General features: G+C 53.2%; 29 protein-coding genes, 6 tRNA genes, 3 pseudogenes and 2 riboswitches. Of the genes and pseudogenes, 13 read left to right on the plus strand and 25 right to left on the minus strand.

The window, feature by feature from the left end; genetic code table 11:
- The 6 genes and pseudogenes from CPT76_RS38150 to CPT76_RS34015 form a co-directional block, all read right to left on the minus strand.
- A pseudogene (locus CPT76_RS38150) lies at positions 1-404 on the minus strand (hypothetical protein); the annotation flags it as partial.
- Between the two features lie 115 nt (positions 405-519).
- Positions 520-1688: pseudogene (locus tag CPT76_RS33995) on the minus strand (TadA family conjugal transfer-associated ATPase).
- Positions 1681-2844, minus strand: coding sequence for a P-loop NTPase family protein (locus CPT76_RS34000; protein ID WP_146116513.1), 1164 nt, complete (start codon positions 2842-2844; stop codon positions 1681-1683). Before CPT76_RS34000 ends, CPT76_RS33995 begins: the two are co-directional and overlap by 8 nt.
- A gap of 177 nt (positions 2845-3021) precedes the next feature.
- Positions 3022-3444: a thiol-disulfide oxidoreductase DCC family protein gene (locus CPT76_RS34005; protein ID WP_258169062.1), complete on the minus strand. Its 423-nt coding sequence runs from the start codon at positions 3442-3444 to the stop codon at positions 3022-3024.
- 125 nt (positions 3445-3569) lie between these two features.
- The gene (locus CPT76_RS34010) at positions 3570-3848 is read right to left on the minus strand and encodes a hypothetical protein (protein WP_105446042.1); all 279 of its coding nucleotides are present in this window, start codon (positions 3846-3848) and stop codon (positions 3570-3572) included.
- A gap of 180 nt (positions 3849-4028) precedes the next feature.
- The gene (locus CPT76_RS34015; RefSeq protein ID WP_374954757.1) at positions 4029-4193 is read right to left on the minus strand and encodes a zinc ribbon domain-containing protein; all 165 of its coding nucleotides are present in this window, start codon (positions 4191-4193) and stop codon (positions 4029-4031) included.
- Between CPT76_RS34015 and CPT76_RS42375 the strand changes: the two genes are divergently transcribed.
- Positions 4146-4415 carry a hypothetical protein gene (locus CPT76_RS42375; protein ID WP_374954758.1) on the plus strand — a complete coding sequence of 90 codons (270 nt, stop codon included), beginning with the start codon at positions 4146-4148 and terminating at the stop codon, positions 4413-4415. The two genes, CPT76_RS34015 and CPT76_RS42375, sit on opposite strands and share 48 nt — an antisense overlap.
- A 136-nt stretch (positions 4416-4551) precedes the next feature.
- Here the strand turns inward: CPT76_RS42375 and CPT76_RS34020 are convergent, their stop codons facing one another.
- Positions 4552-4971 carry an organic hydroperoxide resistance protein gene (locus CPT76_RS34020; RefSeq protein ID WP_089549991.1) on the minus strand — a complete coding sequence of 140 codons (420 nt, stop codon included), beginning with the start codon at positions 4969-4971 and terminating at the stop codon, positions 4552-4554.
- A 227-nt stretch (positions 4972-5198) separates the two neighbouring features.
- Here CPT76_RS34020 and CPT76_RS34025 point away from each other — a divergent pair, with 227 nt between their 5' ends.
- Positions 5199-6554 carry an Nramp family divalent metal transporter gene (locus CPT76_RS34025; RefSeq protein WP_105446043.1) on the plus strand — a complete coding sequence of 452 codons (1356 nt, stop codon included), beginning with the start codon at positions 5199-5201 and terminating at the stop codon, positions 6552-6554.
- A gap of 8 nt (positions 6555-6562) precedes the next feature.
- Here the strand turns inward: CPT76_RS34025 and CPT76_RS34030 are convergent.
- From CPT76_RS34030 to CPT76_RS34045, 4 genes and pseudogenes are all read right to left on the minus strand, one after another.
- A pseudogene (locus CPT76_RS34030) lies at positions 6563-7240 on the minus strand (HAD-IC family P-type ATPase); the annotation flags it as partial.
- 16 nt (positions 7241-7256) lie between these two features.
- The gene (gene kdpA, locus CPT76_RS34035) at positions 7257-8936 is read right to left on the minus strand and encodes a potassium-transporting ATPase subunit KdpA (RefSeq protein ID WP_105446044.1); all 1680 of its coding nucleotides are present in this window, start codon (positions 8934-8936) and stop codon (positions 7257-7259) included.
- 69 nt (positions 8937-9005) lie between these two features.
- The gene (kdpF, locus tag CPT76_RS42380; protein WP_354502751.1) at positions 9006-9083 is read right to left on the minus strand and encodes a K(+)-transporting ATPase subunit F; all 78 of its coding nucleotides are present in this window, start codon (positions 9081-9083) and stop codon (positions 9006-9008) included.
- A 141-nt stretch (positions 9084-9224) separates the two neighbouring features.
- Positions 9225-9614: a hypothetical protein gene (locus tag CPT76_RS34045; protein ID WP_105446046.1), complete on the minus strand. Its 390-nt coding sequence runs from the start codon at positions 9612-9614 to the stop codon at positions 9225-9227.
- Positions 9615-9751: 137 nt separating this feature from the next.
- Positions 9752-9924: riboswitch (cyclic di-AMP (ydaO/yuaA leader) on the minus strand.
- A 121-nt stretch (positions 9925-10045) separates the two neighbouring features.
- Positions 10046-10256, minus strand: a riboswitch (cyclic di-AMP (ydaO/yuaA leader).
- A 310-nt stretch (positions 10257-10566) separates the two neighbouring features.
- Here CPT76_RS34045 and CPT76_RS34050 point away from each other — a divergent pair.
- Positions 10567-11061 carry a glutathione peroxidase gene (locus tag CPT76_RS34050; RefSeq protein ID WP_089549985.1) on the plus strand — a complete coding sequence of 165 codons (495 nt, stop codon included), beginning with the start codon at positions 10567-10569 and terminating at the stop codon, positions 11059-11061.
- A gap of 72 nt (positions 11062-11133) precedes the next feature.
- On the opposite strand, the gene CPT76_RS34055 is transcribed toward CPT76_RS34050, so the two are convergent.
- Positions 11134-11216: transfer RNA gene (locus CPT76_RS34055), tRNA-Leu, on the minus strand.
- A gap of 251 nt (positions 11217-11467) precedes the next feature.
- Here CPT76_RS34055 and CPT76_RS34060 point away from each other — a divergent pair.
- Positions 11468-12127: an urease accessory protein UreF gene (locus tag CPT76_RS34060; RefSeq protein ID WP_105446047.1), complete on the plus strand. Its 660-nt coding sequence runs from the start codon at positions 11468-11470 to the stop codon at positions 12125-12127.
- Between the two features lie 89 nt (positions 12128-12216).
- Here the strand turns inward: CPT76_RS34060 and CPT76_RS34065 are convergent, their stop codons facing one another.
- Positions 12217-12573: a helix-turn-helix domain-containing protein gene (locus CPT76_RS34065; protein WP_076173486.1), complete on the minus strand. Its 357-nt coding sequence runs from the start codon at positions 12571-12573 to the stop codon at positions 12217-12219.
- A gap of 248 nt (positions 12574-12821) precedes the next feature.
- On the opposite strand from CPT76_RS34065, the gene CPT76_RS34070 reads away from it, so the two are divergent.
- The 5 genes from CPT76_RS34070 to CPT76_RS34090 all read left to right on the plus strand — a co-directional run bounded on the left by CPT76_RS34070 (position 12822) and on the right by CPT76_RS34090 (position 18572).
- Complete coding sequence (locus CPT76_RS34070) at positions 12822-13439, plus strand: PAS domain-containing protein (RefSeq protein WP_105446048.1); 618 nt, start codon at positions 12822-12824, stop codon at positions 13437-13439.
- 202 nt (positions 13440-13641) lie between these two features.
- Positions 13642-14025, plus strand: coding sequence for a MarR family winged helix-turn-helix transcriptional regulator (locus CPT76_RS34075; protein WP_167372902.1), 384 nt, complete (start codon positions 13642-13644; stop codon positions 14023-14025).
- Between the two features lie 9 nt (positions 14026-14034).
- Entirely contained in the window at positions 14035-15252 is a 1218-nt protein-coding gene (locus CPT76_RS34080) for an MFS transporter (RefSeq protein WP_105446049.1), read from the plus strand.
- A gap of 298 nt (positions 15253-15550) precedes the next feature.
- The gene (locus tag CPT76_RS34085; RefSeq protein WP_105446050.1) at positions 15551-16390 is read left to right on the plus strand and encodes an AraC family transcriptional regulator; all 840 of its coding nucleotides are present in this window, start codon (positions 15551-15553) and stop codon (positions 16388-16390) included.
- A 229-nt stretch (positions 16391-16619) separates the two neighbouring features.
- Positions 16620-18572, plus strand: a complete 1953-nt coding sequence (locus CPT76_RS34090; protein ID WP_258169063.1) for an amidase family protein — start codon at positions 16620-16622, stop codon at positions 18570-18572.
- Positions 18573-18724: 152 nt separating this feature from the next.
- Here the strand turns inward: CPT76_RS34090 and CPT76_RS34095 are convergent, their stop codons facing one another.
- The 7 genes from CPT76_RS34095 to CPT76_RS34125 form a co-directional block, all read right to left on the minus strand.
- Entirely contained in the window at positions 18725-18949 is a 225-nt protein-coding gene (locus CPT76_RS34095) for a Rossmann-fold NAD(P)-binding domain-containing protein (RefSeq protein WP_105446051.1), read from the minus strand.
- A gap of 57 nt (positions 18950-19006) precedes the next feature.
- Positions 19007-19468 carry an SDR family NAD(P)-dependent oxidoreductase gene (locus CPT76_RS34100; protein WP_105446052.1) on the minus strand — a complete coding sequence of 154 codons (462 nt, stop codon included), beginning with the start codon at positions 19466-19468 and terminating at the stop codon, positions 19007-19009.
- 27 nt (positions 19469-19495) lie between these two features.
- Positions 19496-20161: an SDR family NAD(P)-dependent oxidoreductase gene (locus tag CPT76_RS34105; RefSeq protein WP_105446053.1), complete on the minus strand. Its 666-nt coding sequence runs from the start codon at positions 20159-20161 to the stop codon at positions 19496-19498.
- Between the two features lie 3 nt (positions 20162-20164).
- A complete protein-coding gene (locus CPT76_RS34110; RefSeq protein WP_181153228.1) occupies positions 20165-20821 on the minus strand; it encodes a ThuA domain-containing protein in 657 nt (218 codons plus the stop codon).
- Positions 20822-20979: 158 nt separating this feature from the next.
- Positions 20980-21065: transfer RNA gene (locus CPT76_RS34115), tRNA-Leu, on the minus strand.
- Between the two features lie 31 nt (positions 21066-21096).
- Positions 21097-21172: transfer RNA gene (locus tag CPT76_RS34120), tRNA-Lys, on the minus strand.
- Between the two features lie 195 nt (positions 21173-21367).
- Positions 21368-21442: transfer RNA gene (locus tag CPT76_RS34125), tRNA-Glu, on the minus strand.
- A gap of 193 nt (positions 21443-21635) precedes the next feature.
- On the opposite strand from CPT76_RS34125, the gene tlp reads away from it, so the two are divergent.
- On the plus strand, positions 21636-21845 hold the full coding sequence (gene tlp / locus CPT76_RS34130) for a small acid-soluble spore protein Tlp (RefSeq protein WP_076174820.1): 210 nt from the start codon (positions 21636-21638) through the stop codon (positions 21843-21845).
- A gap of 305 nt (positions 21846-22150) precedes the next feature.
- Here the strand turns inward: tlp and CPT76_RS34135 are convergent.
- The 3 genes from CPT76_RS34135 to CPT76_RS34145 form a co-directional block, all read right to left on the minus strand.
- Positions 22151-22239, minus strand: a tRNA-Ser gene (locus CPT76_RS34135).
- A 7-nt stretch (positions 22240-22246) separates the two neighbouring features.
- Positions 22247-22322, minus strand: a tRNA-Asn gene (locus CPT76_RS34140).
- Between the two features lie 31 nt (positions 22323-22353).
- The gene (locus CPT76_RS34145; protein WP_105446076.1) at positions 22354-22833 is read right to left on the minus strand and encodes a SprT family protein; all 480 of its coding nucleotides are present in this window, start codon (positions 22831-22833) and stop codon (positions 22354-22356) included.
- A gap of 139 nt (positions 22834-22972) precedes the next feature.
- On the opposite strand from CPT76_RS34145, the gene CPT76_RS34150 reads away from it, so the two are divergent.
- Together CPT76_RS34150 and cmpA are read left to right on the plus strand one after the other, a co-directional pair.
- Complete coding sequence (locus tag CPT76_RS34150) at positions 22973-23326, plus strand: hydrolase/acyltransferase (RefSeq protein WP_076174826.1); 354 nt, start codon at positions 22973-22975, stop codon at positions 23324-23326.
- Between the two features lie 209 nt (positions 23327-23535).
- A complete protein-coding gene (gene cmpA, locus CPT76_RS34155) occupies positions 23536-23664 on the plus strand; it encodes a cortex morphogenetic protein CmpA (protein WP_089549977.1) in 129 nt (42 codons plus the stop codon).
- A 107-nt stretch (positions 23665-23771) separates the two neighbouring features.
- On the opposite strand, the gene CPT76_RS34160 is transcribed toward cmpA, so the two are convergent.
- A complete protein-coding gene (locus CPT76_RS34160) occupies positions 23772-24260 on the minus strand; it encodes a DinB family protein (RefSeq protein WP_105446055.1) in 489 nt (162 codons plus the stop codon).
- 153 nt (positions 24261-24413) lie between these two features.
- Between CPT76_RS34160 and CPT76_RS34165 the strand changes: the two genes are divergently transcribed.
- A complete protein-coding gene (locus CPT76_RS34165) occupies positions 24414-24977 on the plus strand; it encodes a CGNR zinc finger domain-containing protein (protein ID WP_105446056.1) in 564 nt (187 codons plus the stop codon).
- 193 nt (positions 24978-25170) lie between these two features.
- Here the strand turns inward: CPT76_RS34165 and CPT76_RS34170 are convergent.
- Positions 25171-25549, minus strand: a 379-nt coding sequence (locus tag CPT76_RS34170; protein WP_146116514.1) for a S1 RNA-binding domain-containing protein, incomplete at its 5' end; no start/stop codon positions are given.

A 25549-nucleotide genomic window follows, 5' to 3' on the forward strand; every position in this document is an offset into this window, starting at 1 on the left:
CTAAAACCGTTCTCCACCGATTTGCCCGCAGACAGGGAGGAAGACAGCGAATACAGCGCCTGCTTAAAATGAAGATTCATCGCGGTCCTCCGGCGCTCCAGAAGATGAGCCCTCCAAAACCGCGGAACGATCCATCCGCCGGATGCCATGATTATAGCTACGAGCCATTGGTGATAGAACAAATAGCCGATTCCGAAGCATAACAAGCCCCCAATGGCAATGCATGCCGTACGCTGGAGCCCGTTCAGCTCATAAGTCCGGTAATCCGGAAGCTTCTTCCCTATACCCTCTGGAGGGGGAGATCCGTCCATGCCTTGCCTCCTGAGCGCCCTGACTGGCTTCTTGGGAGGAGCGGCCACCCGCCGGTTACCGCTGCTCCCTGTTCCCTGCTGTTCGTGTAACATCGCTTCACCTCCCTGGTGACAGTACCCAACTGGTTTATTAAGGCCTTTTAATTTGATGCTGAATCAAGCAGCCCGCGACCCCAATCTCTTCATATTGGAATTAAAAATTTCCGCTTCACTTCTTTGCGGCAGCGATTCCCGCAGCCTGAAGCTTTGCGACATGAATCAATCCGTTTCCCGTCGGCTCCAGCTCCCCTTCAACCTTTCCATCCTTCTCCCCTGTCTCCCGAAAACGGACAACGGATTAAGGACCACCTCGCCGTTCTCCAGCCCGGCCACCTCGCTGATTTCAGTGACCTTCCGCGTGCGGTCGCGCATCCTGGACAGATGGACAAAAATATCGATCGCCGAGCTGATCTGCTGGCGGACGACAGGCACAGGCAGATCCGCTCCGCTCAGCACCATCGTCTCCAGCCGGCTGATCATATCGCGTGTGTTGTTCGCATGGCCGGTCGATAAGCTTCCATCATGGCCGGTGTTCATCGCCTGCAGCATATCGAGCGCCTCGCTCCCCCGGACCTCGCCGACCACGATCCGATTGGGACGCATCCGAAGGGAGGAGCGGATCAGATCCCGGATGGCGATTTCCCCTCTCCCCTCCGTGTTGGCGTTACGGGTCTCCAGAGCGACCAGATTGGGGACCGTGACAATCTGAAGTTCAGCCGAATCTTCAATCGTGATCACCCGTTCGTCCGGTGTGATAAAGATGTTGTATTTCCCCACCACCAGCTGCTGCAGAAACTCAGCCGCCTCCGGACTCAGTGCTCTCCGGACGATCAAGTCCTGCATCGTCATCGGTGATTCGGGGAACTTCCGGATCGTCATCGTCGGCCCCTTCAGCGCAACTGGCGGCAGGACGATGTTGACCCGCGAGCCGTCCTTCAGCCTGGCGTCCACGATCGGCGAAGACTCGTTGACGACGCGGTTCACGCCGGCAACGATCGACTGGATAATGTCTTCAAGTCTCGACCTCGATTCGAACTTCAGCGGCAGCCGGGACACCACGCCGTCCTGCTCGATAAAAATATCCTCGTGGCTGTTGATCATAATTTCGGTAATCGCGGGATTGTCCACCAAAGGCTGCAAAATGTCGAGCCCGCGGAACGAATCGAAGATCCGCCGGATCAGGCTGCGCTTCTCCTGCGCGGTCAGCTCGCGAAGCTCTGGTCTCCTGAACACCGTCCGCTCGATATACTGCATCAGCTCCCGGTTGCCCAGCGCAGAAGTCACGTCCAGTCCGGACCGGATTTCTTGACGAAGCTCGCGGAACAGCTCTTCATCCATATCCCCTCACCCCTGAACCACTGACGAATGAGTCCCCCATGAGAGACTTGCACAGCTTGAGGATATCCCGCTGGTAGATCGGCGAGCTGAGCAGCAGCTCTTCGTTGCTGTTCTGCTTCCAGGAAGGGATATACGGCAGAACGCCGTCCACCTCCGGAATGCATGCGGGGAGCGGATTGGCCAGCTGCCCGGTGAACCGATTGACCACGTACCGGCTCTTTCCGGCAAGCTCGGCGAACAGCTCCGGCTGGCTCCGCTCCATAAACGCAAACCACTGGCCGTTTTTGTACAGATTGGTGATGTCGTCCAGCATCAGCCAGACCAGGTGGCGGCATCCTTCCAGGACGGCGGCCAGGCGTTCGTTCGGCCCGGAATCTGTGTCGGCGATCACCACGTCGTACCGGCCGCTTGCCGCGATGCTCTGCAGCAGCTTCCGCGTATCGGCCTTACCCAATTGAACCAGCTCTTTCAAATTGGCGACGGGTTTGAACCAATCCGCACGAATTCCCGGATGATGGACGGTGTACGGCTCCGGAGATACCATCGTCTGCACATGCTTCTCCTCCTGGGCCGCTTTCAGCTCATACAGCATCCCGGGCAGCCCCTCGGCACTCTCCGCACCGCCCCCCTGTCTGGGAAAAATTCCGCTGCTGTTCACGGTTTCGAGGTTCAAATAAAATACCGACAGGCCGGCCGCCCCCAGCTGTTTGGCCATATTAACGGCGGCGGTCGTCTTCCCGCTCCCGCCCACGACGGAGACAAAGCCGATCGTCACGGCCTCTCCGTCCGCCACCGGCAGTGTACGCCGCTGACCTTCCCTCCGGCATAAGCCGAGGATGGAAGCCATCAGCTCCGGAAGGGGCTGATATTTGGGAAGCAACGGTCCTTGTATAGAGGCGGCCTCCCCATGTCCGAGCAAAATCCAGTTCGGTATATCGCCGTTCTTCCCGGCAAGCCAGGGCTCCAGGAAGGCAGCCTCCCCAACGACGGCGTCGGGCAGCTCCTCGCCGTCCATATACTTCATAAAAGCGTCCAATTTAGTGAATCCGGATATGTGCAGCTTGTCCCCAAACTCGCTGCTGTGAACATAATGCAGGATACCCTCCAGATACTGCGCCTCCTTGACCGCGAGCGTAATTCGGTATGGTACCATCACGAATGATCCCTCCTCGTTTCAGACAGCAAAAAAGCACCGTCCAACAACCCGCCTGGCGGGTGTTAAACGGTGCTTCCGTTATTGGTAAGTATTTACTTAATTTAGAATTTATCACATCCGGACCGGAAACACAATACACTTTGACATGAAAAAATCGATCCGGTAACGGTTCATTTTTCACAGAAAACGGTTCCTAATCTCTGGCGTGGGCAGCAGGCAGGCTTCCTCCTTGCCAAACCAGCGGTACCGGTTGCGCGCGACCCAGCGATAGATCACGTTCCGGAGCGGCGCAGGCACAGCGATGAAAGCATACAGAAGCGGCCAAGGCTGCTTTAAACGCCGCACAATCCGCAAAGCCGCAGCAGATTCCGTATAATAGCGACCGTTTTCAATCAGAACGACGGTATTTAGGGTTCCGACTGGCAATCCGCCCTCCCGGAGCAGCTTCTCTCCGATCTCGGACTGAAGTGAGGCAAAATGGAATATTCCTTCCGGATCCCGCTGGAGAATGAACTTGGTCAGCCCCTGGCATAAATGACAGACGCCGTCAATCAGAACAATGGCATTTGGCTTACCTGCGCTTCCTTGCTGCATGGTCATCGGCGAGCCCTCCCTTACCTCCAGTATCTTCCTTATTGCCTCGTAAATCAAGCCACCTTATTACTCCCCGAATATAGAAAAAAGCACGGGATTCATAATCCCGCACCTGTATCTCCTGGATGATATTAATGGGCAATCGCCTTATCAATCCATTGGTTCTCAACGATTTGCTGTTCCAGCTCGCCTGTAAAGCTCTCCATGCACTTGCAAATAAAGTCTTTGCGGCATACAGGACAAGGAGTTTTCTGCAATCGGCTGATGTTAGTCATTTTCCATTCCGGAAAACGGTTATAGAACGCACGGCACTCTGTTCCGTCAGCCAGGTTGATAATGAATTCGTACAATCCGCTTTTTTCATTGCTGCTGGCTTCTCTGACGTTCGTAATGATCGGTCTGTAAGACATATGCATCACCCGTTTATTTAGTTTTCTTGCCTCGGACAAATAGTACGTAACAAGTACTTAGACATATTAAATGAATTTTATATATCATGTCAACAAAGAAGGGTATGTAATTCATGTATTTGGCCCCAATATGTCTCTACAGTACCGATCGCTTTTGCTTCCCTTCAATATAAAGGATGCCTAACTCCCAAAGAAAATATCCAGAATCGTCCCAAGCTGATCTTTCTTTTTCCCTTCCAAAATATCGGGATTAAGCACCTCGACATTCCCGCAATGCTTGCAGGAAACAAATAAATAATGGATATGCTGGATATCAAACATCTTGCTGAGGCCGGCTCCCGTCATGGAAACTTCACGGATGTCGCAGATCCGCCCCTTGCACTTAACGCAAACAAAACGATCCTCAATGATGTCCTTAATGCTCAAGCTGATCTCCCCTTTCCTTTGGTGCCTAACTATTTTACGCCAGGGCGATGGAAATCGTTCCAGGGATATGGTTATGCCGAAAAAGGATACGACAAAAAAGGATACGACAAAAAGCCGGAAGCAGCCGCCACCGCGTGGTGAGCCCCCGGCTTTTGTTACGATGATAAAATTCAGTGGAGCTAAAGCCATTCCATCATCGCACGGAAAACTTCCGCGAAACGCGGCCAGTTTTCTATGAAGGTACGTCGATAGACGTTCGGATACATCCTGGCATTATTTAAATCACGTTCAGCTCGACATCGATATTTCCCCGCGTGGCTTTGGAATACGGGCAGAATTCATGCGCCTTTTTCGCAAGCTCTTCCGCTTGTTCACGTTCGATCCCGGGCAGCTTGATATCGAGACGGGCTGCAAGGCGGAAACCGCCGTCGCTCTCGTCTTTGCCGATCATGACGTTGGAAGTGACTTCCACATCATTCAGCTTCACGCCGGCCTGGCGGGCCACATTGGCCAGTGCGCTTTCGTAGCAGGCACCGTACCCGGCTGCAAACAGCTGCTCGGGGTTGGTTCCATTGCCGCCCGCTCCGCCTAATTCTTTGGGCATACTGAGTTCATGCTTCAGGACACCATCGGAGGATGCGACCGAACCCTCCCGGCCGCCATGGACCGTTGCCGTTGCCGTATATAGAGCTTTCATCTTCATCGACTCCTTTTCCTGAAAATTTGACCCTACCCTCATTAATTAATCCTATTTGAAACGGGATCCTTCAGGTAATGGCTATTCAGAAGAGGTGTGCATCCCATTCTTGTGTGTCCCAAAAATAATTGTACAACCACACAAAAGTTTCCCTAGACAAACAAATTTGTATGAGTACAATGAATAGTAGAACATTTATTACATTACAATAATTTTAATAAGGTGTGATGCATGTGAAAGACACCGAAATTATACAACCTTCCAAGTCCAATACGTGGGAGAAACCGAAGGAAAGAACTTCGCTGTCTGACGTAAACCAATCTATGAAAGTCCCGGTGAACGCCTCGACTTTTCGCAAATTTCTGGCCTTTGTCGGCCCCGGATATCTGGTTGCTGTAGGCTACATGGATCCCGGAAACTGGGCGACGGACATCGCTGGAGGATCCCGGTTCGGCTATTCCCTGCTGGCCGTGATCCTGCTGTCGAACCTGATGGCCGTCCTGCTCCAGTCGCTGTGCAGCAAGCTCGGCATCGTCACGGGACACGACCTGGCGCAGGCGTGCCGCAGCCATTACAGCAAGCCGGTCAGCATCGGTCTGTGGGTGCTGTGTGAACTGGCCATCGCAGCCTGCGATCTGGCCGAAGTCATCGGTTCGGCGATCGCCCTGAAGCTGCTGTTCGGGATTCCGATCCTGTACGGCGTGCTGATCACCGCCCTCGACGTCCTGCTGGTGCTGCTGCTGCAGCATAAGGGCTTTCGGGCGATCGAGACGCTCGTCATCGTGCTGATCGTGACGATTGGATTGTGCTTCGGGATCGATCTGTGGCTCTCCAAACCGGATGCCGCCAGCATCTTGACCGGGTTCATCCCGACGGCCGATCTGGTGACCGATCATCAGAAGCTCTATATCGCCATCGGCATCCTGGGCGCGACCGTTATGCCGCATAACCTGTACCTTCACTCATCGATCGTGCAGACCCGGCAGTACGAAAACACCGACAAGGGCAAGCGGGAAGCCATCAAATTTTCCGTCTGGGATTCGACGATTGCGCTGACGCTTGCCCTGTTCATCAACGCGGCGATCCTGATCGTCTCGGCGGCGACATTCCACAAGGCGGGGATGACTACGGTCGCCGACATCAGCGATGCGTACCATCTGCTGACGCCGCTGCTCGGAACGACGCTCGGAAGCATTTTGTTCGCCGTCGCCCTGCTGGCATCGGGCCAGAACTCGACGCTGACCGGCACGCTCGCCGGACAGATCGTCATGGAGGGCTTCCTGAACCTGCGGCTGCCGTCCTGGCTGCGCCGGCTGATCACCCGGATGATCGCCATCATCCCGGCGGTCATCGTGACGGCCATCTACGGCGAGAGCGGCACCGAGGATCTGCTCATTCTGAGCCAGGTCATCCTGTCCCTCCAGCTGCCGTTTGCGGTGGTTCCGCTGGTCAAGTTTACTAGCGACAAGAAGCTTATGGGCAAATTCGTCAATCCGGTTTGGGTCAAAATATTGGCCTGGGTCGTGACGGCATTTATCATTGTCCTGAATGTGTACCTTCTGGTTCAGACCATTTTCGGTTAATTGCGATGGACACTAAAAATTGTAAGCATCGTGTTAAGTGCAATTTCATTAGGTGTTTTCTGGCGCGCCGCCCCTTCGACCAGGGATATCATCCGGTCCAGGAACGATTCGCCTGGATCGCTTTTGATCATCACCTTGATCTGGTCACTGACGACCCGGGTTCCCCCGGTGACCGAGCTGAAATCGCCGCCGGCTTCTTTGATCACCGGTGCCGATTCGCCGGTAATCGCCGATTCGTCAACCGATGCCAGCCCTTCGATGACTTCCCCGTCACCCGGGATCATCTCGCCTTGGGAGATGATGACGACATCGCCTTTGCGCAGCTCGGCTGAGCTGACGACCTTGATCTCGCCGCCAACGATTTTGTTCGCCGTTGTGTCTTTTTTGCTCTTCTTGAGCGTATCGGCCTGGGCCTTGCCCCGGCCTTCCGCCAGCGCCTCCGCGAAATTCGCGAACAGGACGGTGAAGAGCAATATCAGAAACACGGTCAGATTAAACCCTATCCGTCCCCCGGTATGAAAATAAGAGGGAAAAAGAACCATCAGCAGCACCACGAAGGTGCCGACCTCCACAACGAACATGACCGGATTTTTCATCATTACGGCCGGGTTCAGTTTCATAAAGCTGTCTTTCAGCGCCTGTTTGGCAATGCCGCCAGACAGCATGCTTTTGCGTTGTCCGCTCATGACTTGCTCCACCTCTTTAGTTAAGTGTTAAAAATTCGGCGACCGGCCCCAAAACGAGAACCGGAAGGAACGTCAGCGCCCCGATCAGCAGCACGGTTCCGGTCAAAATGCCGGCGAACAGCTTGTTGTCGGTCCGGAAGGTGCCCTGAGTCTCGGCGACCTTCTGCTTCACCGCCAGCGAACCTGCAACGGCGAGCAGCGCGATAATCGAAATATATCGCCCGAGGAGCATCACCAGACCGGTGCTGACGTTCCAGAATACGGTATTGTCCGCCAATCCCTCGAACCCGGAGCCGTTATTCGCCGCCGAGGAGGTGAACTCATAGAGCGACTGGCTCAAGCTGTGATACGAAGGATTGGAGAAGGTGTCGGTTCCCAGGTGCGTCATAAACGAAATCGCCGTCGGCGCAAGAATAATGAAGGGATGCATCAGAATCGCCACCGCGATCAGCTTCATCTCCCGGGCTTCGATCTTCCGCCCCAGAAATTCCGGCGTCCGGCCAACCATCAGGCCGCAGATAAATACGCCAAGGATCGCATACATGATCATATTGACGAAACCGACCCCCTTGCCGCCGAACACGACGTTCAGCATCATTTCGGCCAGAGGCGCAAGTCCCCCCAGAGGCGTCAGCGTATCATGCATGTTGTTGACCGACCCCGTCGTTGCGGCGGTGGTGACCGTCGTGAACAACGCGGACTGCGCGATACCAAAGCGCACCTCCTTGCCTTCCATGCTGCCGGCCGAGCTGTTGATTCCCAATTGGTTGATCAGCGGGTTGCCGGCTTTTTCCGCGAAATACGTCAGGCACAGGAACGCTACGAACAGCGTCATCATGACGCTGAAAATCATCCAGCCCTGCTTCTTGTTCCGGGCGAACCGTCCGAACGTGTAAGGCAGCGACGCTGAAATCGTCCACATGCTGAGAATTTCGATCACGTTGGTCAGCGGGCTCGGGTTCTCGAACGGATGGGCCGAGTTGACGCCGAAGAAACCTCCCCCGTTCGTTCCGAGGTGCTTGATCGATTCCAGCGAGGCTACAGGACCCAGCGGAATCTGCTGCACGCCGCCTCCCAGCGTTTGCACGGCCCGCATCGGCTCCAGCGTCTGCGGCACTTTGAGCCCGACCAGCACCAGGGTCACGATGAGGGCGAGCGGCACGAACAGGCGGACATGCGCCTTGATAAAGTCCTCGAAGAAGTTCCCGAGCCCCTCACCCCTGCGGGTGATGCCGCGCATAAAAGCAATCGCGATAGCCAGGCCCGAGGCTGCCGAGGTAAACATCATCATCGTGATGACGATCATTTGGCCAAAATAAGACATGCCGCTCTCTCCACTGTAATGCTGGAGGTTCGTGTTCGTCATAAAGCTGATGACCGTGTTGAAGGACAGGCTCGCCTCCATATTGCCGATGCCGCTCGGGTTGCCCGGCAGGGCGCCCATCGTTCGGAGCAATATATAGCTGATCGCTACCAGAAAGATATTTGTTGCGATCATGCTGAGGGCGTACTTTTTCCAATTCATGCTGCCCAGCTGCTTCAGCCCGATGATCCGGTATAGAACTCTTTCCACGCCGCCAAAGATCCGGTCCGTCCGATTCGGTTCATTGGAGAACATATGATATACGTAAGTGCCTACCGGCTTCACGAGCAGCAGGAGCACAAAAATCACGATACAAATTTGCAAAATATCCAAGGTTGGCTTCCCCCTCTTACGAGCATGTTCTGCTTTGGCCCCTTGAGGCTTACAGATTTAAAATACCGGTCAAAATTTTTCCGGATGGATCAAGGCGTAAACCAAATAGATAAAGACAAGCACGGCGAATGCTCCAACGACAATCATTGGTCTTTGCCCCCTTCTTCCACCACTCGGCCGCACCAATGAAGAAATAACAAGAACACGCCATAAGTGGCAGCGAGTGCAAGTATCATATATACATCCATCATCGTTTCCGGTCTCTCCTTTACATGGTTAGAATCATCTTTATTTTAGTAAAAATCCGACTTCGCCGTTTAAGGTATAAATGATGTGATCTGCACCAAGCCCCCGGTAAATGCCGGGTGAGCTGCCCCTCTGCGTAATGACATATACCGGTTCCGACGTCCAGGGACGGCAGATTTGCAAATAGCGGCAGGTCAGGTTGAGGCTGCTTTCAAACAGAAAGATTTTGCCGACCTCTATTTCGGGAACCACCCAATCCTCCGCGTGATTCGTATTCAGCCGGATGATCCGCTGCACCCCCATTTTTCTCAAGAGGCGTTCCTCCCGGGCACTGTTGGTCAGAACGGCAAAGGGCCTCTTCCAATACATCAGCAGCTTGATAAAATTGCGTCCCGCCTCGTTCGGCGCGGTCACAATGACGACGTTGTCCATTTCAAAGGCTCCTCCTGTGCGGCAGCCGCGAATACGCAAAAGAAGCCGCAGGGAAAGAAGGACCTTTCCCGCGGCTTCTTGAATGTGGACGAATATAAATAGGATCGTCCTATATTCAACATGCGCACGACAAGTGCTGCCTCTCCCGTTACGCTGACGAGGTTAGCTGTCGGATTCGGGCGTGAGAGTCGCCCTACCTTCCGGTACTTATCGTACCGGAAAGATTCACCCCGGCGGCTTCCGTTCCAGGCGGCCGCTGTGGTTCCCCCGCTCCCGGCCGTTTCCGGCCGAAATTAAGCGTTATTGATAAGTGTATTTGATTGTGATGAATGCTCTCTTTTGTTCCAGTAAGCTAAAAAAGGGTAAAAAAACACAGAGGCCAGCTGATCCCCCTGTGATCCGAAGGTTTATTCGGGTCGCAAGTTTCATCATTCCTCTCTCAAACGGCGCTTACGAGGTTAGCTGACGGATTCGAGCGGTGAGAGTCGCTCTACCCGGCCGGATCCATGGCATCCGTAGCCGGGATTCACCCCTGCGGCTGGCTGCAGCCCCCCGACTCTCACACCGGTTCGCTGCTCCATGGCACGCGTTTGGTTCCCCCGATTTCCGCGCTTTTTTGCGGAAACTCAGCGATTAGTAATGGAAACTGTATTGAATACGCTCTGAATCATACACCCGCTCCTTCCAAGCTGTAAAGGCAGTCTAAAAATCATGAACCGCGAATTTTGGAACATTCAGGACCTTATTAGCGCTTACATTTTGGCTTTTTGACTTCTACCTCTTCCATGCTCCCGATTTGGCGCATTTATGAAAACCAGGTCATTCAGGGACACTGGCTCGCAGGAATATCCGCATTGACATTACAGTTCAATCGTTTAAAATTAAATTGTGCGCTTGGTAAATGCTTCGGCTGGATGATGATTCATAGCAGCACAAAAGGAGGAGGATGGCAGTGAGCGTCTACGATTTTCAAGTGAACACGCTGCGCGGCAAAGAGGTATCGTTAAAGGAATATGAAGGTGACGTGCTGCTGATCGTGAACACGGCCAGCAAATGCGGATTTACGCCGCAGTTTCGCGGGCTGCAGGAGCTGTACGACGAGTTCCGCGACCATCATTTTCAAATTCTCGGTTTTCCGAGCAACCAGTTTGCCAATCAGGAGCCAGGTACCAGCGAGGAGATCGGCGAATTCTGCCAGATGAATTACGGGGTCACGTTCCCGATGTTTGAGAAGATCGACGTCAAGGGCAGCAACGCCCATCCACTGTTTCAATACCTGACCAGGGAAGCGCCAGGTGTGCTCGGATCAAAAGCGGTCAAGTGGAACTTTACCAAGTTCCTGGTCGATTCCAAGGGCAGGGTCATCAAGCGTTACGCGCCCAAAACGACACCCGACAAAATCGAAAACGACATCCGCAAGCTGCTTGCATCCGGAAAAAGCGAATAGTGACACAACATGCCACAAAGCAAAAAAGCTTCCCTGGATTTCTCCAAGGAAGCTTCTTTCTGTGTTCATAGATGCGGTAGAGAGGACTCGAACCTCCACGGGCGTACGCCCACTACCCCCTCAAGATAGCGTGTCTGCCATTCCACCACTACCGCATATCCAAAGTTCATTTAGCGAACTTTTTATTATACACAAAATCATCCGAATTGTAAAGGGAAATGAATTAGAACATCATTTGTGTAATATTATATAACATTAAAACCACCTAATACAGTGAATAAGTCGCTCTAACATTGACAAATCATTATATTTATGTAATATTAACTTACAAATAATAGTGTTCGATGATTCCAATCTGCAATTCACGTCATATTTATTGTCATAAGATAATCTGGAGGTGACCGTGTTGAACGACAAAAGCACCAAACTGCTCGATTACGTGCAAACGCTGGATAACGACTTGTCGGTTGGAGGCTTCAGCCATGTGTTTGACCTCCAAACCCGAATTGCAGAAGGGCGCATCCAGAGCCAGGAAGAGCTGGAAGGGTTCATCCTTCATCCGATGACGAATCGCTTGGTCCGCCAAGACGGCGCGGCCATTCTGGCGATTTACGCAGCTGCCGACCAACGGGATATCCGTCAGATCGCCCGAATTGACCGGTACATCCTCGGAAGAATCGCTGCACATGAAAATGATGAAGCGGTGCGCCAACGGGGCAGAAGACTTTTGAAACTGGCCCAGGCTCTGTACCCCTGGCTCAATCTGAAGGTTCTTGACGAACTCGCGCAGAAGGAGCTGTCTCCCGTCTGCCTGGCCACGGCGCATGCCTATGTCAACTATCAGCTCGGGTCCAGCCGCGACCACACCGTTTATGGCTATATGCAATCTGCGGTCTGCACATGCATCCAGCTCGCTGCCCGCTCGCTAAGCATTCCGCCTCACGACGCCAAAGCGTTGGCCGGCAAATGGACGGCTGAAATGGAGCGCGCATGGACAGCGGAGAAAGACTCCCTGCCCACAGACCTTGTCAACATCCAGGAGAACGACTCCCATATCGCCTCGTGAACCCTTTACCAACACCACAAAGGCACTCCGCTCTGCCCTGCCGCAGCGAAGTGCCTTTTCTGTTCCCATGTATGTACTTGACCTTCATCTTACTGATCGCGGGACTGGTTCTTCCGGTATTCCACAAACTTGATGTACTCCTTGATAAACTCCTTCTCGTGATCGGATAGCGGCATTTCATTTAACTGCCTTCCGTTTTCCCACAAATAAGGATCCTGCTGCTCTTTCACCATATACGGCCCCGGTTCCTTACCCAGAATCAGCCAGTCAAGGCTGACGCCGAAAAAGCTCGAAATTTCGATCAATTTATTGGTGCTCGGGGTGGACTTCCCCCTTTTCCAATCTCCGAAATTCCCCGTGCTGATATTAAGCTGCTCGCAAAACGACTTTTTGGTCATCCCCTTCTGCTTAATCAATGCCTCAATACGTCCGTAAATGGATTGCATAAAAAACCGCCTTCCAGTCATGTCGCAAAAAAACGACGCATTTAAGTAATTTTTATGCTTGCAATATGACGCAAAAACGTGTATAGTATTCTTTATATTAGGAATTTCCATACCTATGGCTCTTATTGTATCATTAGTCCCTTTTCTAATCCAACCGCCCTGCAATCATTCACTTCATATCTGACCTTACCTTTCCAACGCGATTCGGGCCCGCTTATGACCAATACCAAGACAGGGAGCGACCGCTTTTGCACACACTCGACATTTCTTATCATGAATTGATCCATGCCATGAGGCAGTGTATTGCCGTCGTGGATGCCGGAGGAGTTATCATTTCAGTGAACCACGCCTGGATTCAAAGCGCATATGACGAAGGCGTCCCCCAATCCTTTAACTGGGTTGGTATTAATTTCATGCAAATCGCCGACGCCCTTTCGGGAGAAGACGAACAAGACCTGGACAGACTCCAGGCGGTTTTGCAGGGTATTTCTACATACTACAGGAACGAATTCCGATCGAGCTGCATCCAGCCCTCCCGCTGGTTTCAAATCGAGGCATTCCCGCTCCGGAACGGCGCCAGGGAGGAACCCCGGGGAATGATCGTCTGCCTGTCGGATATCAGCCGAAGCAAACAGCTCGAGAACGACTTGATGACCGCCTTATCCCAGATCCGCACTCTACGCGGATTGCTGCCCATCTGCGCTGTCTGCAAACGAATTCGCGATGACGATGACTTATGGAATTCCATCGAGAGTTTTTTGCAAAAGCATGCCCACACCGAATTCACGCACGATATTTGCCCGGACTGCATACGCCGGCTGTATCCCAAGTACTCGTCCATATTGGACACGCCTACTCATCAGTAGCTGCACCACCTCCAGTCTCTTCCCCAACAAAACACTTCTTCAAAATCATCGTCAACGCACCGCAGCTTTTTTTCGTTGACGTTCTTTGTTCATATCCATATAATTGTTATGACAATTATATTTTGAAGGAGTGTTTTCCCTGACCCGCTTCTCATCTTCGTCCCAAACGATCGGTTTCCGATACGGAAATATGTCCCGCAGAATGTCTTCTATTTTTGCAGGCCTGCTTAAGCCTTACGGCATCACACCCGAGCAATGGTCCGTACTGTACCAGGTTCACCTCCAGGAAGGCATTAACCAGAAGGAACTCGCGCTTCGCTCCGGCAAAGACCAGCCCTCCATCACCCGCATTCTCGATGTGCTGGACAAGAAAGAACTGATTCAGCGCAAGCCGGATCCGGCTGACCGCCGGGCTTATTTAATCTACGCCACGCCAGCCGTGCAGGAGCTGATGAAAGAAACGATCCCGATGGAGCTGAAGCTCAATGACGAGCTGATCGCCGGCATTACGGACGAGCAATTGGAGTCACTGAACCGCATCATGGATCAAATCAATAAAAATATAGACCGAATTTTAATGGAGTAGGAGTCACCTATGAACGACACCCGAGAGAAACTGTGGACACGTGAGTTTATTATGCTTACGCTGTGCAACCTGCTGTTATTTTTAAATTTGCAAATGATCGTATCCCCTCTGTCCGGCTATGTAAAAGAACATTTTCACGCCAGCGCCTTCATGGTCAGCATGTTTACGACCCTGTTCTCGCTGGCTGCGATCGCGGCGCGCCTGTATTCCGCCAAGGCTTTGGAGAAAGGCATCCGTAATCAAATCTTATATATCGGCCTTGCCTTAGCGCTGCTCGCCACCTTCGGTTACCTGTGGAGCGGCACGATGGCGCTGCTGCTGCTGATGCGGATCGTGTTCGGCGTTGGCTTCGGCATGGGCAGCACGACGCTGCCTACGATGGCATCCGGTATTATACCGGTCCGCAGGCTGGGCGAGGGAATGGGCTATTTCGGACTGTCGACAAGCATCGCCCTTTCGCTTGGACCTGTCATCGGGACGGCGCTTCTGGAGAACAAAGGGTTCGACACGCTGGTATATGCTACGCTAATCGTTATTACCCTGATCTTCCCGCTGGTCATTCCGCTGACCAAAAAGGTAAAACCGGTCGCCCCGGCCATTCCAAAAGAATTTACGGCGGTTCCCCAGAAGCAGGGCTTTCCGAAAGCGCTCCTTCTGCCCAGCCTGATGAACCTGCTGATGTCCATTACCTATGGCGGACTGCTCAGTTTTATTAATTTGTTCGGAAAAGAGGCCAGCCTCGCGAACGCATCGCTGTTCTTTCTGTTCAATGCGGCCGCCGTCGTGCTGATTCGGCCCATATCGGGCAAAATTTACGACCGCAAGGGGCATATCGCCCTGCTCATTCCGTCGGCGGTGCTGCTCATTGGAGGGCTATGGCTGCTGTCTTATGCCCATACCACCGGATTTTTAGCCTTGGCCGCTCTGTGCTACGGCCTCGGATTCGGCACGGTTCAGCCGACCCTTCAATCCTGGATGCTGCAGCAGGTTCCTCCGCAAAAGCAGGGACTCGCCAACAGTATGTATTTCAACTCGCTGGACCTTGGCATCGCCGTTGGAGCCATGATTTTGGGCCAGATCGCCCAATACTCGACTTACGGGGCAATGTACCGTTACGCATCCTTGTTCCTCGTCCTGTTCGTCATGGTATACGCATTCTATCTTGCCAAACGGGCCAAGAACAACAACATGCCAAACCGCGATACCGGAACGTCCACAACCGTATAAAGCCCCTTGGGCTTGATCGATTCAGCACCTTTCTGCACCTGGCAGAAGGGTGCTTTTTATTTCTTTTACAATCACAGCCATATACCCCCAGCCCACAGATCACTCTACTCCCTGTCGTTCCCCTGGGTTCCTCTAAAGGCTCTCCCAATGCATTAATGAAAATTACCACATAAATTAATGTCATGTTTTATAACTTAAAATGTTAAATATACTTTCAAATCTATCAATCGAGGAGTAAAATAGTCATATTATCTACCATAAGCCATATTCCTATTCCAATTCCGGGGGAGAGATTACGATGAACATGCCGGCCGCATCCACTGCCTTCGAGACGTTTATGCCCGTTCAGCCGGGCTTTGCCAAGCATTTTACCGATTACACAGAGTATTGCGACTTATTACCAGACACTCCGCTGCCTGTTCTGTTCTACCAATTCTCGGTCCCATGCGGCCACTCTGGACGCTGCCCCGTGCTGCCTGGGGGACATGTCGATATGTTGTTCCCGGTCGGAGGCTCCCCTGCCGATTCCTTGCTTCTCGGCAGCGTTCTTTGCCGCCGGGAGGTGCCGTTTCGTCCAGGCACGTTATACTTCGGTGTCCGGCTGCTTCCCGTCCCCCTCGCTCCTGCTTTTAAAATTCCGCTAAAAGAATTGGCGGACCGATCCACGCCGCTGGATCGCGCCTTATCCTTTCCAGCCGCCGCCATACAGCAAATACAGCAGGAAGACACCTCTTTCCATCGCAGAATATCCAGTTTCAACAGCGGCCTCCGTAAGCTGCTTCATTCCGGGCCATGCACTGCCGCTTCTGTACCATCGCACTTTTATCAGGCCATCCGGCTTATTTTTCAGTCCTGCGGCAATATCAGCATAACCGAGCTCTCTACAGCCATGGACTGTTCAACACGGAGTTTTCGCTCCCTGTTCGAGTCATACATTGGCCTCTCTCCCAAGCTGTTCTGCCAAATCATCCGGTATCAATCGGCCGTGGGCAGACTGCTGCATCCGTCGCGGGCGGCTTTTAACGACATTATTTCAGAGTACGGCTATTACGACCAGGCCCACTTTATCCACGAGTTCAAAAAATTCAGCAGCGAATGCCCAACCCGCTGGATGGTGCAGCTCTTGCGGAAATCGTAATCTAGTTATTTTTGCGTAAACTTTCCTGACACGACTTCCGTTTTATACAATTCATGTTAACTCTTCTTCAATATAATAGACTCCAATGACGGAGTGAAGGCATTCGTTTATCCCCAGTTTCTGCGGGTTCGTCCTCCATCCTGCGAAGTTTCCCCCGCGGAAATTTCAAACGATGCCTTCCTTCCGCCAAAAAGTCAGAATACATAACGCTGTATTGGAGGAGAACGACTTGAAGAGTTTTAAGAGCAATCTATTCACGGTTTTAATCGTTTCCGCTTTATCGCTGACCCCGACGCTGGCCTTTGCCTCACCAGCCGCTTCCGCAGTAGCTCTAAGCGGTGAGACGGCCGATGCGCTGTCCCAGAGCTGGATGCCCAAATCTCTGACCTCCCTCACCGCCAGCAGCAAACCGATTAACGCCGCAGAGTTTGCCGAAGCGATGAAACTCGCTGCAGAAGAAGCCGGGACGACGGTAAGCCCAACCGGTTCCAATATTAGCGGTGCTTTGACACGCGAAAAGGCCGCCGTACTGCTGGATTCCGTCATCCATGTCCCTTACGCCGCTTCCGCAGGCTACCAAGACATTGCCGGAGGCAGCCCTTACAACAAAGCCATCGCCAATGTCTATACCGCCGGCCTGATGCAGGGCAGCTCCTCCCAAGCTTTCGGATACGGCAAGCCGCTGACGCACCGGGAAGCCGCCACGATCATCTACCGCCTGTATCAATATTTGCAGCCGTTCAAGCTGACGGAAGAGACCATTGCGGAGATGCAAAAGGCGATGGAAACCGGCCGGCTGACCTCAGAGGAACTTGTCCAGCAGTATTTGGACCGGATCGCGAAGTACGATGACCAGGGCCCGAAGCTGAACAGCATCATCACCTTGAACGATAAAGCGCTGGAAACGGCGAAGCAGCTGGACGCCGAACGCGCAGCCAAAGGGGAACGCAGCCCGCTGCACGGGATTCCGGTGATCGTCAAAGACAACTACAACACTTCCGACATGCCGACCTCTTCCGGGAATATCGGCTTAAAGGATGTCATCCCTCCGGAGGATGCCACACAAGTCAAGGAGCTGCGCGATGCCGGGGCAATTATTATCGGCAAAGCTAACCTGCATGAGTTCGCCTTTGGCTATACAACCGTCAGCTCATTGGGTGGGCAGACGCTGAATCCTTATGACCCGACCCGCGTGCCCGGTGGATCCAGCGGCGGAACCGCAGCCGCGGTAGCCGCGAATCTGGCCGCGGTAGGCATGGGTACCGACACCGGAGGATCGATCCGGATTCCTTCCTCGTTCAACAGCCTGGTCGGCATTCGTCCAACGGTCGGCTTGTCGAGCCGCTACGGCATCGCTCCGCTTGCCCTGACGCAGGATACCGGCGGCCCGATCGCCCGTACCGTGGAAGACGCCGCATTCATATTGAACGCGACGGCCGGTTATGACCCGAAAGACATCGCCACCGCGAAGAGCGTCGGTTTCGTGCCGAAGGATTATACGGATTATCTCGATAAGGACGGCCTCAAAGGAGCACGGATCGGCATCGTCCGCGAAGTATTCGGAGACGACGCCCAGGTCAACGCAGTCGTGTCCCAGGCCATCGAAGAGATGAAAGCGGCCGGGGCGACGTTGGTGGACAACGTTAAAATTCCGAACTTCGACCTTATCAATAAATATGGAAGCCTAAGCGCCTGGGAATTTAAGTTCCAATTCAACGACTACCTAAAGTCCCTCGGCGACGTTACGCCTTACAAGTCTTTGGATGAGCTGATCGCTTCGGGCAAATACGACCCGTCGATTGAAAAGGCCCTGATCGACCGCAACAACCGTGAATCGCTGGATGCCCAGGAGTACAAGGACATCGTCCTGTTCCGCACCAAATACGTACAGGAAGCGGTCCTCAAAATGATGGCGGATAACCATCTGGATGCCCTTATCTTCCCGACCTCCTCCAAAACAGCCGTGAAAATCGGCCAGGAGCAGGTGGCGGGCGACGCTTTCAAACTCAGCTCCTTCACCGGCTGGCCGACGGTCACCGTACCGGCCGGCTTCACCAGCGACCATCTGCCGGTCGGCATCGATTTCTTCGGCAGAGCCTTCAGTGAGCCGGAGCTGATCAAGCTGGCGTACAGCTTTGAGCAGCACACTCACCACCGCGTGGCACCGCAGACGACGCCTTAAGGACACCCAGGAAATCGTCTATCCGACGTACCTTTTAAAAATCATTTTCAAAAAGCGCACCCCCGGCTGCCTGTCCGGGCGGACACCCCAATCAGGTCCGACCCTTTCAGCGTGCCGCAAGGTGCGCTTTTTCCTTTTTCCATATCAGCTTCCTACCATGGCCACTCCCTGCCCAGCCAGTCCCTCATGACCAGCCGGTCCTCCTCCTGAATCCCCGGTCCTTCATAGCGGTCCCGCAGAAAATAGGCCACCGCCATGCGCGCCGCATCATCGGCATCCAGGTCACCCTCGGTATTCAACTCACCCGACATATAGGATCTGACCCAGCCCGGATGGTACAGGCGAAAGGTAAAGCCTTCGGGGCGGAGTTCGTTCAAACAGGCATTGAACTTCCCCGGTTCAGCGCGGTTTTGGACATACAGTACCCATACCAGTTATCGCGAAAGCTGCGGTTGATGACTCCCCGCTTCCGAGGACACGAAGCACATGCGCTTTCCGGACCCCGCTCTCAGCAGCGGCACAAACGCCTGCGCCATCCGCATGGGCCCAACCGCGTTAACGTTGTAAATTCGCAGCAGTTCCTCCTCGACCTGCTCTTCATGAATCGTTCTGGGGTAACGCGTGGCGATCCCCGCATTATTGATCAGCACATCCACCCGATCAGTCTTGCCCTCAACCGCCCGGCTGGCCGCCTTAACGCTCTCATCACTGGATACGTCCAGCGGAATGACATGCAGCCGCTCCGGCTCTTTCTGTCTAAGCTCCGTCAGTTCCGGCCAATCCGCCAGATAACTCCCGGCAAAAACGTCCCAGCCCAGCTCCAGCAGCCTTTTTGTGATGCCGAGTCCCAACCCCCGGTCCGCGCCTGTAACAACGGCGATTCTGCTCCTGCTCACCCGTGAGCACCTCCTTTTTAAAGCCCGCTATAAAGGAATCTCCTGTCCCCGCCAATCCAGCATAACTACCCGCTCTTCATCCTCCCGGGCCCCGGTAAAATAAGCCGCCGCCGCTTCAGCCGAAGCCCCCGTTTCAAGCTCCGATCCAGGCTCAAACAGCCGGAACGTGAACCCCTTGCCGCTCAGATCTCTAGGCAGCATGGTGTACGCCATATGCAGGGCAGATTTGGACATCGCATATCCTGTCCCTGCCCCCGAAAGGCCAAGCCCCAAACTGCCCTGGACATCGGACATCAGCGCGATTCTTCGCAACCCGTTATCCATAAGTGGCAGGCACGCCTCGATGACACGAATCGGACCTAGCGTATTCGCCTGGTAATCTTCCAATACGAGATCCGCCGACATTTGGGCGATTCCGGCCGCCTCCCTCCCCTGGCTGGATGCCGTTCCGCAAACGAGCAGATCCACCCGGCTGGTATGCTCCTGAATCCGCCGGGCTGCCTGCTGCACCGATTCTCTGGACCTTGTATCCATCGTGAAGATACGTATTTTATCCGAATCAAAGGCGTCCTGAAATTCCTCTTCGGGAACGGGACTGCACGCCATGACGCACCATCCCTTTTTGGCGAATTCCTGAACTAGTGCGCATTCCCACGGACGGTGAACTTCCGTAATCAAAACAACCTGGTCCATGATTTATTCTCCCTTCGGCGCTGATGCGGTCCACGTCAATGCTTGCCGCAGCAGCTGCTGGTAGCCCGGATGCAGCCAAACCGCCAAATTGTGGCCGGGTGTCAGCACGCAAACCCTTCCCTCGCCTTCCGTTCGGGTCCATCCGCCCGGCTGCTCCCCATGTTCCGACCGGGTCACCATAAATATATCCACGTCACTAAGGTCAGTCATATCCATAAAATAGTGCTCGTCTTGCAACGTGAAGGCCTGGACTCCCCGGGTAATCTCCGTTTCTTGTACAGGCTCGACCGTGACCGGACACTGCTCCGGATGGTGATGAAAGACTCCTCCGACCAGCCCGCGCACGTCCTCTATGTCCCGGTAACCCACCGTACCGGAGTGCAGAACGAGCAGACCGCCACCCCCGCTGACGTAACGCTGCAGCAGACCACCGGTTTGGGCTGTGAGCCACGGATGCTCTTTTACCGCGGAGACCCGATTGGATTTCGCCAAGATCAGCAAGTCATATTCCGTAAGCAACCTTTCCAGCGAGTCCAGCCATTCGGCATCGGTTTCCAAAATGTAGTGGAAATTGAACCCGCCTGTCCGAAGCGGCTCCAAGCCTCCCTTCACTACATCGGCCGGATGCCATTGATCGTCGCATAATACGAGTATGTTCACGATGTTCCCCTCCTTTGACAGCGTTTGCAAAGTATATTACTCCCAGTATTCCAGAAACCCGCTTGCCACGCAAGCCCAGTTCCAGGTCCAATAATGCAAAATACGGATATAACAAAAAAATCCTTGCCCATTCGCAAGGATTGTCATTAATCAAATTATGGTGCGGTAGAGAGGACTCGAACCTCCACGGGCGTACGCCCACTACCCCCTCAAGATAGCGTGTCTGCCATTCCACCACTACCGCACGTTTAAAGGGAACTGCTATTTTAAAAAACTGGTGAGCCATGAAGGACTCGAACCTTCGACACCCTGATTAAAAGTCAGGTGCTCTACCAACTGAGCTAATGGCTCTCGATGATCCACAACCTGTGCGCCCATAAGCTATAGATGGTACAGATATTGGAATTCTTATTCTGCTGCAAGCAATGAAAGTGGTGACCCGTATGGGATACTCTCACTTCGTTCGAGACTGCGAAGCTGATCCTAACGATGCAGCGCTTCGACGAACCCGTCTTGGGTTCTCATCCCTATTGCAAGCAATGAAAGTGGTGACCCGTATGGGATTCGAACCCATGTTACCTCCGTGAAAGGGAGGTGTCTTAACCCCTTGACCAACGGGCCATATCGTAACATCACTTTCTTGACGACAAGAATGAGTATAGCATAGAACAAAAAAGGTTGGCAAGCCCTTTTTGTAATATTTTTAAAAATTGTGTCGTTGCCATTTCTCTCCTATGCCCGGGCATAAAATCGTCCCTTATTTGGCATCCTATACACGTCAATGACATCAACACACGACAAGGAGACAAAATCAATGGCTAAACCAGACGACCGTTCTGATAACGCGGAAAAGATCAAAACCGCCATTATCAACACGCAGGACAACATTAACGAAACCAACGATTATTTGGCCGAACACGCCGAGGAAATTTCCGGTCAGGAAGTACACAACCTTCAGCACAAAAACGCCAAGCGCGAAAGAGCGATTGAAGGCATGCGGGAAGAGTACGAAGACGAAAAATAAAGCTTTGAGGATTTGCCCAAGCAGCCCCCTTTCCAATGATGGATGGGGGTTGTTTTATTGCTCCGACGAACCCTCCCCGAGGGTCCTCATCCCTTTTAAACCAAAAAGCCCCCAGCCGCAAAGGCGGTGGGAGCTTTCTTACGAAGTATTTCAAAACGGAGAGAGACTTCGTTCAAGACTGCGATGCCTATCCTCCGGAAGCTTATGCTCCGACGACCCCTCCCTCGAGGATTCTCATCCCTTTTACTACCAAAAAGCCCCCAGCCGCAAAAGCGGTGGGAGCTTTCTTACGAAGTATCTCAAAACGGAGAGAGAGGGATTCGAACCCTCGCACCGCTTACGCAGTCTAACCCCTTAGCAGAGGGTCCCCTTATAGCCACTTGGGTATCTCTCCAAGAAACTGGCTCCCCGAACAGGACTCGAACCTGTGACAACTCGATTAACAGTCGAGTGCTCTACCAACTGAGCTATCAGGGAACGTTGTTATATGGTAACACCAAATAATTTATCATGATTTTATAGCGGAGTCAAGCTTGTTCAAGCGAAGATTTCCAGCGCATTTCCCGCACCGGTAACGGCGGGGATCGACCTTGCGTTTGCGCAGGTACACCATCCCGCACTGGCGGCACACCAGCTGGTACCGGTAAGGCTGAACCTTACGCTCGCGCGCCGAAGGCAGCGACTGGCAGTAACGGCTTCCCCCGACCTGCTGCAGCAGCATTTTAAAATCCGGATCCCGGTGTTTGTAGCCCCTTCCCGTCAGGTGCAAATGGTAATGGCACAGCTCATGCTTGATGATCTTTTCCACTTCCTCCCGCCCGTTCGCTTCGAGCTGATGAGGATTAATTTCGATATGATGGCTTTTCATAAAATAGCGCCCGCCTGTTGTGGATAATCTCCGGTTGAACGTGGCCCGGTGCCTGAAAGGCAGGCCGAAGCTTTCCTCCGAAATCCGCTCCACCCAAGCTTGCAGCTCTTCATTGCTCATGACGTCCATGAGGTCCTCCTCTGACTGAATTTGACGGTCTTCGGGGCGGTTGTCCCGAAAGAAACATTCTCTTGAATTATAACTTCCCCATACGCTACACTGACAAGTAGAATGTTATGGAGGGAGATTTTTGCGCCTTATGCCGAAGATGAGATATGTAATTTTACAGAAAAATGCCGACCTCTTTTTTGTGGAAATGCCCGCCGATTACGCTTACCAGCTCAGCGCGCTGAACCTGCGCCTCAATAAGGAAATAGACAAATTGACGGCCTCCGTCGTCCCCGAGCTGCCGCTCGCCGTGGCGGAATGCGACCAGTTGGATCTGCTGCAGGAACATCTGCAAATTCAGGACGGGCTTGCCTACATCAACGCACTGGAGCAGTCCTTTGCTTCGATTGATGAACAGAGCTATCCCCTCATCGCCCTGCTGACCGAAATCCGTGCCCTTCAAGCCCAACTGGAACAGTGGTATGAGGAGGAAGCGGAGGGCTAGGCGGTCGCAGCGTTATTACGGAAATAGCCATGAACTGAACCGGGATCACAGCGAAGAGAAACGTGAAGGAATGCATAATGGGATGCGTTTATAAAAATACAATTCCGTCCCCTTGCAGAACCCGGGAAATTCAGATGAGACCTGCACGCTTTGGGCGTTCTCCCCATATGCTGACCGTAGAGACGGAATGCAAGAGGAGGAGATCACCCTTGCCGCAATGGCTCTGTAATCAGCTGAGGAAGGCGTTTCACAAAAAAGACAGACGCCAGATCAAACTGCTCAACGAATGCTGGTTCTTCTACCGAAACGCCCCGGAAGAAAACTCGGACGCCCGATAAATATTTAGAAATGAAGCCCGCTCCATGCAAACAGGCCGGTACCGTGTACCCGCCTGTTTTTTGCGTTTGGTTTAGACGATTTCTATAGTCAGTGTGCTCCTTGTTACCTACTCAAAGCTTCTCGAAGCCGGCCAGCTCCCTCTCAGCTTGCGAAGCAAAATGATCTGACCCGTATGATAGGCGTCATGCACTATCAGGCTGTGAATCAAGCCGGAAAGCGGCCTGTCTCGAAACGGAGCGTTCAGCTCGCTGTCGCTCAAACCGGACAGGAAGTTTCGGATCTCGCCATGGACCCTTTTGAGCCGATCGACCGTCTTCTGCCAAGCTTCATCTCCATCTTCGACGCTGCTGAACGTCTCATCATTGCTGGACGCCTTGCCGTCCGGTTCCTCGCCGCGCATCCGCTGCAGGTAATATTCCTTGTAATAAAGCAGGTGGTTCACGTTCTCCCAGATCGAGTTGACGGCTTCCCCTTCCGGCTTCCATACCGCTTCCTCAGAGGTCACACCGTCCAATGCCGGCACAAACGGCGGATACCAGCCTTCCTGATCAAAACATTCATCCCATCTTTGCAGCTGCTCTTGAGTTTGGCCCATCTACGAATAATCCTCCCTGTCCGGTTTTTTGTAACGAACTAAAACGATTTTATTAGTTACATCCATAAATTAACACAGTCTATTTCTGCCGGTCAAGTAACTAGCAAAATAATTATTTAGTTGTTACAATGAACCTGAAAGGAAGGATAACGAATGCTTTGGGATGATTTTTTGAACAGCGACTGGCATGATTGGCGGGGCAGCGGCAAGTCCGAGGACCGGTTGGACCGGCCCGGATGGCTGCGGGCATGGCTGCAGGAGCAGCAGCTGCCGTTACTCGATGAACCAAAACCCCACGAGCTGCAGCAGTTTAAAGAGCTCCGCTCCTTGATCCATGGCATGGTCACCTCCATCGTCCAGGGTGTTTCCCTTGACACCGAAGCGATCGGCAGGCTAAATGAGGTCATGTCCGCCGGCCCCGTCATTCGGGAGCTGTTCTACCGCGAAGACAGCTTGTCTACTGGGAACAAACCGGTCCGCTGGGACTGGCAGCAGGTCATGTCGGAGATCGCCGCGTCTTTTGCCGAGACGATCGCCAATGGCGAAACGGCAAGAATCCGGATCTGTGACAATCCGGACTGCCTCTGGGTGTATTATGACGATACCCGCAACCGTTCCAAACGCTACTGTGATGACAAAATGTGCGGGAATCTGATGAAGGTTCGACGATTCCGGGCACGAAAAAAAGCCACCCCACAAGACCCTAACCAAACCTAAACCCGAACACGCCAAAATCCCGAAGACCGGAAACATTTTTTTCCATTCTTCGGGTAGGCTATGGGAAGGGGCCCGGTGCGATCATGAACCAGCTAAAGAACGCTGTGTTGGCCGGAACCATATATATGCCGATCTCGTTAAATCCTGATTTTATTAAAATCCGATCTTGTACACTTGCAGTCTTGCGATCAAGTTATTCTCCCTGATGCGGATTGCGCATCGTCAGGCCGACACGGCCTTTTTTCAAATCGACGTTCAGAACCCATACCGTCACATTATCGCCGACGGACACCACGTCCATTGGGTGCTTGACGTAGCCGCTGCTGAGCTGCGAAATGTGGACGAGACCGTCGCTCTTGATCCCGATGTCCACGAAAGCCCCGAAGTCGATGACGTTCCGTACAGTGCCCTGCAGCTCCATGCCTGGGGTCAAATCCTCGATCTTCAGCACGTCCGTCCGGAAAATAGGCAGCGGCAGCTCCTCCCGCGGGTCGCGGCCCGGACGCTGAAGGCTCTCCAGAATGTCGCGCAGCGTAGGCACGCCGACTTCCAGCACCTCCGCTAGCTTCTCC

This window comes from Paenibacillus sp. AR247 (genome assembly GCF_002968895.1).
In the GTDB taxonomy this organism is placed as follows: domain Bacteria; phylum Bacillota; class Bacilli; order Paenibacillales; family Paenibacillaceae; genus Paenibacillus_AQ; species Paenibacillus_AQ favisporus.